General features: G+C 62.0%; 9 protein-coding genes. All 9 read left to right on the top strand.

Annotated elements, in window-relative coordinates:
* Positions 1–20 precede the first annotated feature (20 nt).
* Genes ACA055_RS10755 through ACA055_RS10715 form a run of 9 tightly spaced genes read left to right on the top strand, consistent with a single transcriptional unit; the run spans position 21 to position 11,427 of the window.
* Positions 21–1,046: a polysaccharide biosynthesis/export family protein gene (locus ACA055_RS10755; protein WP_497683586.1), complete on the top strand. Its 1,026-nt coding sequence runs from the start codon at positions 21–23 to the stop codon at positions 1,044–1,046.
* 17 nt (positions 1,047–1,063) lie between these two features.
* On the top strand, positions 1,064–2,656 hold the full coding sequence (locus ACA055_RS10750) for a GumC family protein (RefSeq protein ID WP_497683585.1): 1,593 nt from the start codon (positions 1,064–1,066) through the stop codon (positions 2,654–2,656).
* On the top strand, positions 2,653–3,738 hold the full coding sequence (locus ACA055_RS10745) for a glycosyltransferase family 4 protein (protein ID WP_497683584.1): 1,086 nt from the start codon (positions 2,653–2,655) through the stop codon (positions 3,736–3,738). The genes ACA055_RS10750 and ACA055_RS10745 overlap by 4 nt, the downstream gene beginning before the upstream one ends.
* On the top strand, positions 3,735–5,102 hold the full coding sequence (locus ACA055_RS10740; RefSeq protein WP_497683583.1) for an O-antigen ligase family protein: 1,368 nt from the start codon (positions 3,735–3,737) through the stop codon (positions 5,100–5,102). The genes ACA055_RS10745 and ACA055_RS10740 overlap by 4 nt, the downstream gene beginning before the upstream one ends.
* Positions 5,099–6,067 (top strand): glycosyltransferase family 2 protein, encoded by a 969-nt coding sequence (locus tag ACA055_RS10735; RefSeq protein WP_497683582.1) that lies wholly within the window; start codon positions 5,099–5,101, stop codon positions 6,065–6,067. The genes ACA055_RS10740 and ACA055_RS10735 overlap by 4 nt, the downstream gene beginning before the upstream one ends.
* A complete protein-coding gene (locus ACA055_RS10730; protein WP_497683581.1) occupies positions 6,060–7,196 on the top strand; it encodes a glycosyltransferase in 1,137 nt (378 codons plus the stop codon). The genes ACA055_RS10735 and ACA055_RS10730 overlap by 8 nt, the downstream gene beginning before the upstream one ends.
* 12 nt (positions 7,197–7,208) lie before the next feature.
* The gene (locus ACA055_RS10725; protein ID WP_497683580.1) at positions 7,209–8,210 is read left to right on the top strand and encodes a polysaccharide deacetylase family protein; all 1,002 of its coding nucleotides are present in this window, start codon (positions 7,209–7,211) and stop codon (positions 8,208–8,210) included.
* Positions 8,207–9,511, top strand: a complete 1,305-nt coding sequence (locus ACA055_RS10720) for an oligosaccharide flippase family protein (RefSeq protein WP_497683579.1) — start codon at positions 8,207–8,209, stop codon at positions 9,509–9,511. The genes ACA055_RS10725 and ACA055_RS10720 overlap by 4 nt, the downstream gene beginning before the upstream one ends.
* On the top strand, positions 9,508–11,427 hold the full coding sequence (locus ACA055_RS10715; RefSeq protein WP_497683578.1) for a hypothetical protein: 1,920 nt from the start codon (positions 9,508–9,510) through the stop codon (positions 11,425–11,427). The genes ACA055_RS10720 and ACA055_RS10715 overlap by 4 nt, the downstream gene beginning before the upstream one ends.
* Positions 11,428–11,508 lie beyond the last annotated feature (81 nt).

The raw sequence follows: 11,508 nt of genomic DNA, 5'->3' as shown, positions 1-11,508 counted from the left end.
AACCGCTAAAGGATGACGACATGAACGCCAAAATGCTTGTCCTGCTGTTGCTGCCGCTTGCGGGTTGCTCCAGCACTTCCGAAACCCAAAGCATGCCGGTGCAGATTCTCACGGCCGCACCGGCCAACGCCCAGGCCACCGACATGCCCAAGGTCGAACAGACCTTGCGGCCCCAGGATGTGCTGGACGTGATCTTCCGCATCAGCACCAGTGGCTCGGACGCCTACCGCATTCAGTCCGGTGACCAGATCGGCCTGAACTTCACCGCCGCCAGTCAGCTCAACGGCAGTCAACTGGTGCTGCCCGACGGCACCATCGAGCTGCCGGGCGCCAACACCTCGGTGAAAATCGCCGGGCTGACGTCCGAAGAAGCGCGTCAGGAAATCCAGCGCGCCTATCAACGCAAGCAGCTGTTCCAGCCCAACCGCAACCAGCTGTCCGTGCAGGTCATCAGCCCGCTGAGCAATGAGGCCAACCTCAAGAGCGCGCTGAACCACCCGGCCACCGGCATGAGCCGGGAGATCACCGTGGGCACCGATGGCTATGCGAGTTTTCCGGAAATCGGCTCCGTGCCGCTGCAAGGCATGACCGTCAACCAACTGGAAACCTTTCTCAACCAACGCTACGCGAATTTGCCAGGGCGGATGACGGTCGACGTGCTGCTCAAGTCCACCGCGGGTAACGAAATCTATGTGCTGGGTGAAGTCGCGCAACCGGGTTCCTACCCGATCCGCCGGCCGGTCTCGGTGCTTGAAGCGCTGACCCTGGCCCGTGGCACCAACGTCAAGGCACGGCTCGATTCGGTGGTGATCATGCGTCGCAACGGCAACCAGGTTCAGGCCCGGCACTACGACGTGGAAGAAGCCCTGGCCGGCGATGCGTCGCAGATCGCCTACCTGCAACCGGACGACATGCTCTACGTGCCCAAGACCAAACTGGCCAGCGCCGGTGAGCTCGCACGGCAACTGGCGGACGTGGTGTTGTTCCAGGGCGTGGGCTTCAGCTTCGGCTACCGCGTCGACAACAAAGACAGTGACAGCAACTAACTCTCAGGTGACCGACCATGAATCCAAAGGAAAACTACCTGCATGAGTTCTTCAGGATCTTCTTCTCCAACAAACAGTTGGTAAAACGAGTCTTCCTGATCTTTGCAGTGATCGTGCTGGTCCTGCCGTTGATGCTCAAACAGAGCTTCGACATCACCGCCCAGGTGATCGTGCAGTCCAAAAAACTGTCCCAGGGGGACGCCACAACCTCCCTTAATCAGGAGAACGCTTCGTTCATTCCACCGTCCCTGGCGGACATGGAAACCGAGAGCAATATCCTGCGTTCACCAGCCTTGATCCGGCAGACCATCAGTGAACTGCGGGACAAGGGTGAATACGCCCCTGTACCCGGCGTGTTCAACAAATGGGTGACCCAACCGTTCAAGCAATATGTCAGTACGCCGCTGCGCGAGAAGGTGATCAACCCATTGCGCAACACCCTCGGGCTCGAGACCGATCCGGTGCGGGACACCACGCTGGATACCCTCACCCAACAGGCCATCGACAGCCTGACAATCGAGACCCTGCCCGGCTCCAACGTGATCTCCATTGCCTACAGCTTTGACGATCCGGCCCAGGGCACACGGTTTGTCGCGGCGCTGCTGCAAAACTACCTGTCCAGCCGTCAGGCGCTGCAGTCGATCGACCTGCCACAAAGCTTCTACGAAACCAAAAAGATGCAATATCAAGTGCGTCTTGATGGCCTGGAAGGCAATCGGCTGGCGTTGCTCGAAGGTGTCGGCTCGTCCGATCCCAAGGAAGAAATCACCTTCCGCCTCAACGCCATCAACACCGAGGAGCAAGCGCTCAACCTGTATCGCGATCGCCTGCTGCAAAGCCAACGCTGGCTCGAGTACCTGAAAACCAGCCTGGCCACCGCCAGCAACTCCAAACTCAACGACTACACCTTCCCCTACACCTTCACCACCACGGTGGACAACGTTGCCTTCGAAGATCGCGAGATCAAACAGATGGGTGAAGCACTGACCACTCAGGTCAGCCGCTACATGAACGATCTGGCGATCTTCCAGCCCAGCAGTGAACCGATGTTGCTGACCCGCGAGCAAATTGCCCGCACCCGTCAGCAGTTTTTGAAAGTCGTCAGCAACCGGATTCAGGAACGCACCAACGACCTGGCGATTGTCAGCTCGGTGATCGACCAGAAAACCGCGCGCATTGCCGAGTTCAAAAACCGCATCCACCAGCTGCAGGTCACGCAAAGCAAGCTGCGGCAGATGGACACCGAGATCAACGCGTTGCACGCGGCGTTCTCCACTTATGCCCAGCGCTTCGCCGAAAGCAGCAGCGCCCGTTCGCTGGACAACGATTTGTCCAACGCCCGGGTTCTCAGCCCGCCGTATGAACCGACCGAAGCCGCGTTTCCAAAACCGATGCTGATCATCCCATTCGGGCTGTTCACCGGTCTCTTGCTGGCGATCGCCCTGGTCTATGTGCGTGAGTTCTTCGATCATCGCTTCAAGCACCCAGCGCAAATCACCCACGAACTGGGCCTGCCGGTGCTGTTGGTGATCAACGATCAGAACATCGAACCAACCAATCCACACAGCAACTGGAGCGTGCCTGGCCTCGTGCATTGGGTGCGCAATTGAACGCGCCGCTCATCCCTTCCCTGCCGATCATTCATTTGCTCAGCAGCGGTGGCTTCTACGGGGCTGAGCGGATGCTGCTGGACCATTGCCTGGCGACGCCGGGGCAGCACCAAGTGCTGTTTCTCGATGCGCCGCCAGCGCTGATCGAGCGGTTTCGCGAAGCTGGGGTCGACTGTCGCGGCTGCGCGGGACTGGGGGAATTATTGGGGCATTTGCGGCAGCGGCGGCCAGAACGGCCGCTGATCAATACGCACAACTTCAAGGGCCTGTTGTTTGGCTGGGTCGGCGCAACGCTGTTGCGCCTGCCGCTGGTGATTACGCAGCACGGTTTCACGCCGCGCAGTCGCAAGCAGAAGTTCTACACCTGGCTGAGCCTGCAACTGTGCCGCACCGCCTCGGTGGATCGCGTGGTCTGCGTCGCCGAAAGCATTGCCGTGCTGCATCGCCAGGCCAGTGTGCGGGCCGAAAAGCTGCAAGTGATTCCCAATGGTTTGCCGGCGGCCGCCCTGTTGCCCCACATCACCGAACATCCGCGTTGGCTGGCCGGTTATGTCGGGCGACTGAGCAGTGAAAAAGGTCCGGACCTGTTTCTCGATGCACTGATTCCGCTCTGTCAGCAACACCCGCAACTGGACGCCGTGATGCTCGGCGACGGCCCGGAACGGGACAGCCTGATGGCGCGGATCAATGCAGCCGGGTTGCAGGACCGCATCACCCTGCCGGGTTACCAGACCGACATGAGCCTGTGGTGGCGACAACTCGATGCGCTGGTGATCAGCTCGCGCACCGAGGGCACGCCGATGATTTTGCTGGAAGCGATGCAAGCCGGGGTGCCAGTGGTGGCGTTTGGTGTCGGCGGGATTCCCGATGTGCTGGAAGATCGGCACAACGGCCTGCTGGCGACACCCGCCGACAGCACTGCCCTCGCCCGCCAGATCGGCACCTTGCTGACCGAACCGGCGCTGGCTCGCGACCTGATCGACAACGCAAAACGTACGCAACTGGATCGCTACGACCTCAAGGCCCTGGCCGAACGCTGGTCGCAGCTTTATATCCGTACTGCACGGGAGGCACGCGCGTGATCATTCCGCTCTCGATCGTCAGTTTGCTTTGCCTGGTCTGCCTCGCTTTGCTGGCCAGTCCTTTTCCATTTCTGGCGCCGGGAGCGGTGCTGGGCCTGGTGGGTTTCGCGGTGCTGTATCGCAAACCCACCTGGGGTCTGCTGGGTATCGCAGCGCTGGTGCCCTTCGAAGGTTTCTTCAAGGAAAGCGCGTTTTCCGGTACCAAATTCATCGGTGCGTCGCTGGCAGTGATCCTGATGCTGCAACTGGCCCTGCGGCAGATTCCGTCCGAGCGCCTGCGCAGTAACATCTGGCGCTACCTGATCGGATTCATGGCGCTGTATCTGCTGAGCCTGCTGAGCACCGACAACATGGGCATGTCGATGGGGCATCTGCGCGAACTGAGCGTGGGCCTGATTCTGTTCGTGATCACGCTGCTGATCGGCCGCGAACTGAATTTTGATCTGTTCGCCCGGCTGGTGACCGTCAGCGTCACCCTGACTTGCTTGCTGGCGATGTTCTCCAGCAAATATCAGGACCAGGGTCGCGCCGCCGGCCTGCTGGAAGACCCGAACGCGTTTGCCATGTTGATCGCCTTCGCCGTGCCGCTGGGCTTGCTGTTGGTGATTCGCAGTCCGAACATGTGGCACCGGTTGTTCTGGTTGGCCTGCTGCATTTTGCTGCTGGGGGGCATGACCAAGACCGAATCCCGTTCGGGCCTGGTGGTGTTGTTTTTCAGCTTGATGATCGGTGTCTGGCACTACCGCGCCAACCTGACGCGTATCCGCCCGCGTTATCTGGGGTTTGCCATGCTCGGCATCGCGATCGTGATTCCGCTGGCCATCGCTGCGATGCCGCCCGGTTACGTCGCGCGCATCCAGTCCTTGAGTATCTTGAGCGCCGGTGCGAAGGCTCAGGATGAATCCCTCGGTCGCCGCGCTTCGTACCTCGTGGTCGGCAGCCAGATGATCCGCGAAAACCCGCTGCTGGGTACCGGGCCTGGGACATTCCCGCTGCACTACGCCACCACCGGTTATGCCAAGGCCTTCTCGGCCAACCGCAAGATCGGCGACCTGTACCGCCGCGCCCACAACACCTACCTGGAAATCTTCAGCGAACTGGGGCTGCCCGCCGGCTTCCTGTTTGTCGGCATGTTGGCGCTCGGGTTGTACAACCTGACCCACGCGCGCCAGGCCTGGTTGGCGAGAGGCAATGGGCCGCAGTCCGATTTGCTGACGCACCTGAGCATGAGTTATCTGGCGCTGACGCTGTTTTTGATATTCCTCAGCGCACCGAATCAAAAGTACGTGTGGATCATGCTCGCCCTGACCAGCGTGCTGCGCCTGAAAGCCGAAGAAACTCCCCTGACGGAGGCCAAGGTATGAGCCGTATCAGTATCGTCATCCCGATGTACAACGAAGCCCACCACATCACCCGGACCCTGCTCGCCGCGCAACGCGCCGCCAATGCCGCGGGGCTGGAATGCGAGTTGATCGTGGCCGACAACGGCTCCGAGGATCAGGGGCCGCACATTGCGCGGCAAATGGGGGCACGGGTGCTGGTGTTGCCGGGCTTGCTGATCGGCGCGTTGCGCAATCGCGGGGCCGCCGTTGCCACAGGGCAATGGCTGGCCTTCCTCGATGCCGACATCGAGGTGCCCGAGGACTGGCTCACGCTGTTGTTGAAAATCGAGCCCGCGGTTCAGGTCGACGTCCTGGGACTGGACCTGCACACCCCCGCCGAAGCCCCGTGGTATGCCAGTGCCTGGCAACGTCGCATGTTGCGTCCGAACGATGAAACGGTGCAAACGGTGCGATGGCTACCCAGCGCCAACCTGCTGATGCGCCGCCCCTGGTTCGATAAGGTCGGGGGTTTCAATGAAAGCCTGCGTACCGGCGAGGACAAGGACTTCACCATGCGCCTTTCCCATGCGGGCGCACGCCTGCTGTCGGTCAACCAGAGCGTCGCCCTGCACTGGGGTTATGAGGGCAGTTGGCGCGAATGGATGGGCAAGGAATTCTGGCGTCAGGGCAGTCACCTGCAGTTACTGCGCAGCAACGGGATGAGTATGCGTTTGGTACGGTTCCCGATGCTGTCGCTTGCCGCCTGGGTGCTGGATATTGCGGCGATCTTTGCCCTGCTCAACGGCCAGTTCCATCTGACGTTCTTCCTGTTGCTGGTGACCAGCCTGCCCGCGCTCGCCTTGAGCCTGCGCCAGAGCCTGAAACACCGCGACCCGGGCCTTTCGCTGCAACTCTGGGGCCTGCATTGGGTGCGTCTGCAACTGGCTGGCGCGGCGTTCATCCTCAGTCTTTGTCATTGGAATGCCAGGAGACCTGCCCGTGGCTGAATTCATTTTCTGGTTGTGCCTGTTGTTGCCGGTGTATGCCTACCTCGGCTACCCGCTGCTGCTGACGCTGCTGGCGCCGTTCTTTGCGGCGCGCCGTCATGGGCCGCCAGCACCGATGGACGTGAGCATCGTCATTGCCGCGCACAACGAGGCCCGCCACATCGAAGAGAAACTGCGCACCGTACTCGCCCAGGACTATCAGGCGCGTTCGCTGCAAATCATTCTGGCCAGCGACGGTTCGACGGACGACACGGTGGCCTGCGCGCAAAACGTCATCGACCCGCGAATCACCGTGCTCGACCTGCCTCGCCAGGGCAAGGCCGCCACGCTGAACGCCGGCGTTGCCCTCAGCACCGGCGAGATTCTGGTGTTCACCGATGCCGACAACCAATGGTCCCGCGACACCCTCGGCCATTTACTCGCGCCCCTGGCTGACCCCGACGTGGGTGGCTGCGCCGGGCACATGCTGATCCCGGTGCCGGGCAAAGGCCTGAGCCTGGGCGACAGCCTCTATCGGCATTACGAAGGCTGGCTGCGCAAAGTGGAAAACCGCACCGGTTGCATGGTCTCCGCCGACGGCGCCCTGCTCGCCCTGCGCCGCGAGTTGTTCCAGAACATTCCGGCAGAGGTCAACGATGATTTCTTCATCAGCACCTGCGCGCCGGTGGCGTTCAAACGCATCGTCTATGTGCCCGAAGCGCGGGTGATCGACCAGGGTGTCGACGAGGCCGACAAACAATTCCGCCGCCGTCAACGGGTCACCGTCGGCGGTCTGCAAAGCCTGGCCCAGCGCCGCGAGTTGCTCAATCCGCTCAAGCATGGGCTGTACGCGATTGCGTTGATCAGCCACAAGTTGATCCGGCGTCTCGCGCCGATCCTGCTGCTGCCATTGCTGCTGAGCAATTTCTGGCTGTGGGAAGAACACGGTTTCTATCGCCTGAGCCTGGTCGCACAACTGCTCGGTTACGCGGTCGCCATCGCCGGCCTGCTGGACTCGCAACACCGCTTGCCCAAACCCTTTCGCCTCGCCGCGTTTCTTCTGGTGACCCTTGCCGGGATGAGTATCGGTTTGTGGCAGTTCCTGCGTGGCCAGCGGTACGCCCAGTGGAACCCCGAGCAAAATCGTTGAGAGGACCGAGCCATGGCGATCAAACAATTATTAAAGCGCACCAGTGGCTGGCTGTACCTCAACTCGCCGGTAGGCCGCAGTCAACTGCACGGCGCCGGGGTGATCCTGATGCTGCATCGGGTGCTGGCCAGTGACGACGCCGCCGCCCTGCCCCATCGCAATGAACTGTGCGTCGGGCCGAAAGCTTTCGAGCATCTGTTGGTCTGGCTGAAAAAACACTTCGACTGCGTGCCGCTGATGGAGATCCTGCAACCGGGCACGCAGCGCTCGGAGCGGCCCAAAGTGGCGTTGACCTTCGACGACGGCTGGCGCGACAACGCCTTGAACGCTTTCATGCTGCTAAAGAAACATCAGGTGCCGGCGAGCATTTTCCTGTCCACGGATTTCATCGGCAGCCGCCAGCGTTTTTGGTGGGAAAGCATCGGCGAAACCCTCTGGAACAGCCATGGCGAACAAGCCCGGACACACCTGATCGAATGCCTGCAACAGGTCGGTCGCCCGCTGCCAGCGTTGCTCAATGATGCGGATGTGCAGCGCCGTAGCCTGGCACTTTTGCATTTCCTGCAAAGCCTGAAAACCCTGCCCCCGGAGGAGCTCAGTCGCCTGACCGATGCGTGTCCGGAAGAGTCGATGCCACAAGCGCTGGACTGGCACCAGGTGCGCTCGATGGAAGCCTCCGGGCTGATCCGCTTCGGTCCTCACGGCGCCAGTCACGCGATTCTCACCGGCCTCGACGATCAGCGTCTCGACGAAGAACTGAGCCGCAGCCGCGACGCGCTGTTGAACGGCTGCAACCGTCCGCTGCCGGTCTACTGCTACCCCAATGGCGACAATGACGCGCGGGTTCGCCAACACGTGGCCGAGCACCATTTCCCCTTCGCTCTGGGCACCGGCACGGGGATCTATCGGGGTGTCGAAGATCCGTTGGCCCTGCCACGGTTCGGCGTCAGCCAGCGCATCGCGCGCAATCCGCAGCTGCTGTCGTGGCGCATCTACCGCGGAGCCCGTCCATGAGCCGCAGCCACTACCTCAAGCATTTGGCCCTGAGCATGGGCACCAAACTGGCGATGATCGCCCTGCGTTTGCTGCGCAATGTGTTGCTGGCGCGGATTCTCGGGCCCAGCGAACGCGGCTTGTTTGCGCTGCTCAGCACCCTGCCCGACTTGATCAGCGCCGCCACCAGCGGCGGACTGAATTCGGCGGTGGGTTTGCAGGCTGCAAAGCAACGGCCCATGGGGTTGCTGCTGAGTCAGGTGCTGGTGTTCGGTTGTTTGCTCGCCGGTCTGCTGACCTTGCTGGTGGTGGCGTTGACACGGGAGTTCGGCAGCGAATTGGACATCACCACGCAACTGGGTTTGCTCGCCTGGTTATTGCTGATGGCGGTGCCGCTGACCGTGCTGAAAAGTGGCCTGCTGACGTTGCACAATGCATCGGGCGGTGTGGTGGCGTTCAATGTCTTGCGGCTGGTGGAATCCCTGGCGCCGCTGCTGCTGTTCCTCGCCTTGTTCTGGATGTGGAAAGACGCTGCGCTGGAAGCCGCGCTGATCAGTTGGCTGGCCGGTATCAGCCTGGTGGTACTGGCCGGTTGGTTCTGGCTCAAACGTGCCCAGCCACTGAAGCTGCAATGGGATCGCGCCAGCCAGAACGAATTGCTGCGCTACAGCGCCCGCAGCCATCCGGATTTGCTGTTTCAGCAAGTGATCCTGCGCTCCGACTATCTGTTCATCGGCGCGCTGCTCGGCAGCACTGCGCTGGGTCATTACGCCATGGCCAGCGCCGCCGCCGAGTTGCTGCTGATCGTCCCCGAAGCGGTGACCACGCCGCTGATGAAACGCCTGCTGCAACAGGAAGAAGGCATCGAAAAAGTGACGCCACTGGCCCTGCGCCTCACCGCCACGGTGATGCTCGGCGCCTGCCTGACCATGGCCGTGATCGGTGAATGGCTGATCATTACGCTGTTCGGCGCCGCCTACCAGCCGGCCTATCCAGCGTTGCTGGCGCTGCTGCCGGGGCTGCTCGGCCTGTGCTACGCGAGCATCCTGCGCCTGGACCTGCTGGGCAAGAACCGCCCCGGCACGATATCGCTGCTGATGGGCCTCGGCGCCTTGCTCAACCTGGCGCTGAACCTGGTGCTGATTCCGGCTTACGGCATCGTCGGCGCGGCGGCGGCCTCGTCCATTGCCTACCTGGCGGTGACCATTGCGCTGCTGGTGATGTATTGCCGGTTGAGCCACGTACCGGTCTGGCAAACCCTGATCATCCTGCCCAGCGACGTAGCACCGATGCTGCTGATGCTGCAACGGAAGTCGGCATGAAACGCCTCGCGCTGCTGTTGGCCCTCGGCCTCTCGCTCAGCGCGCAGGCTGCGCCGATGCGTTGGGCCGACATTCGCGACGGCAGTCTGTACCTGCAACCGGATCATCCCGACACACTGACCGTTCGCTGGGTGCCGGCCTGGCAGGCGGATGCCAATGAAGAACGCCTCTACCTGCTGGACGGCCGAGGCAAACTTCAGGGCGAACGACTGATTGCCGCCAGCGAATCCCGCGGCACCCAGAGTTGGCCGCTGGCACCGAGCGCCTCCAGTTATCGACTGGAAATTCCAGGCTACAGCTTCCGCAGTTACCGGATCGAGCACGACGAACGCACGGTGGCGCTGTTTGCCCCGGCGAAAGTGCATTTCAGCGCCGAAACCCGCGATGGCGATGAGCTGTATTTCAAGGTCGCCGCCGGTGAACACGCGGTGCTCGCCGGCAAGTTCCATGGCGGTGTCAGCGCCCTGCAAGCCCAGCGGGAGGGCGACGGTCAACAACTGTCGCTGACCCTCAAGCCCCACCGCGCCTATTGGCAGTTCGATCAGGTCGAGTTGCCCGTGACCAAGGCCGATCAGGTCTGGCGCCTGCGCCTGCAAGGCGGCGGCAAAGCGGCGTTCTGGCTCGACGGCAGTGCCAACCTGTTTGCGCAAAATCCGCAGCAGCTCAAACCCCTGCGCGAAGACGACGGCCAGACCCGACTGACCTTGCACGATAAAGTGCTGGGCAACACGCCAAACCTGGGCATCGCCCTGCCCTACGTGATGCCGCCTGAATCCAGTTATGCGGTACTCGACGCCCTCAAACCACGAGCGGCTACCTATTACAGTTTCGTCGACATCACCGCGAAGAATCCGCACTACGAAGACGCATTCCGTCAGCTGTATCAGGACCGTTTCGGCATCACCCAGGACATCACGCTGTTGGCCGGCAGCCAGCGCCAGGCCGACCTGCGCGCCGACACCACGAGCAACGCCGGCCTCGACGCCTGGCTCGCCGCGACCCGCGCCCTGGGCGGCAAAGGCACCCACTACATCGGGTTTGCCGACGAGCCGAACCTCAATTACCCGGACTACGCCAGCTATCAAAGCATCTTCACCAGCATGGCCCGGCAAGTGCGCAGCAATCCCGCCAACGCCAAGGCCGGCGTGCGCATCGTCATGCCCGCCAGTTCGCGGTTGGTCAACGGTCCGTTCGCCAACAACGCTGCCGACAAACGCGGCATCGACTGGGCCAAACGCATGCTGGCCGAATCCGGTGAGCAGATTGACGCCCTGGCCTGGCACGAATGGATGATCCGTGACCTGCTGGCCACCCGGGTCTACCGCGACAGCGTGCGCCGCGCTGCCAACCTGGTGGGCCTCGATGCCCAGGGCCGTCCGCGCAAGGCCTTGCTGCTGGACCAGACCAACATGTCCAGCGGCTCCAGCCTGAGCCCCTACGATCAGGAAACCCACTTCGCCTCCCTGTGGTGGACCTCGGTGGTCATCAACTCGGCCCAGGACGGTTTGCTGGACATGCTGAGCTGGTTCCAGGCCGCCGACGAACCGAACTACCCCAAAGGGATGTTGCGGGTTCTGGGCGAAAATCGTTTCGAACTCAAACCCGTCGGGCTGGCCCAGCAGTTCATCCAGCGGCACTGGCTGCACGACGTGATGTGGCTGGAGAACGACGCCTTCGAAGTCGATGTCCTGGCCATGGCCGAGGACCACAAACGCAGCATGCTGGGTGTCAACAAAGGCAAGCGGCTGCAGCGTGTGGCGTTGACCGGGGCGATGTGTCCGTTGACCAACGGCTCATTGCGTTACTTTGGCGCCGACAACCGTAGCCGCGACGCGCCATTCACCTGCCAGAACGGACGCGTCAGCTTTGAACTGCCGGGGGAAACCCTGTTCGCCCTGAGCTGGAGCGCCTCATGAACTCTCATCTAATGCTTTGCCACGCGGGCTTCTCGCCGTGCGTTGCATCACTCCACTCACGGTGTAGACCGTCAGGAGTCA

The sequence above is a fragment of the Pseudomonas sp. LBUM1657 genome (assembly GCF_059716075.1).
The sequence above is the reverse complement of the archived record's forward strand: the minus strand, read 5'-3'. Positions and strand labels throughout refer to the sequence as shown.

Excerpts from the sequence above, each read along its gene's own strand:
- ACA055_RS10715 (WP_497683578.1), top strand. The coding sequence starts at position 9,508 with ATGAAACGCCTCGCGCTGCTGTTGGCCCTCGGCCTCTCGCTCAGCGCG.
- ACA055_RS10755 (WP_497683586.1), top strand. The coding sequence starts at position 21 with ATGAACGCCAAAATGCTTGTCCTGCTGTTGCTGCCGCTTGCGGGTTGC.
- ACA055_RS10735 (WP_497683582.1), top strand. The coding sequence starts at position 5,099 with ATGAGCCGTATCAGTATCGTCATCCCGATGTACAACGAAGCCCACCAC.
- ACA055_RS10720 (WP_497683579.1), top strand. The coding sequence starts at position 8,207 with ATGAGCCGCAGCCACTACCTCAAGCATTTGGCCCTGAGCATGGGCACC.
- ACA055_RS10750 (WP_497683585.1), top strand. The coding sequence starts at position 1,064 with ATGAATCCAAAGGAAAACTACCTGCATGAGTTCTTCAGGATCTTCTTC.
- ACA055_RS10725 (WP_497683580.1), top strand. The coding sequence starts at position 7,209 with ATGGCGATCAAACAATTATTAAAGCGCACCAGTGGCTGGCTGTACCTC.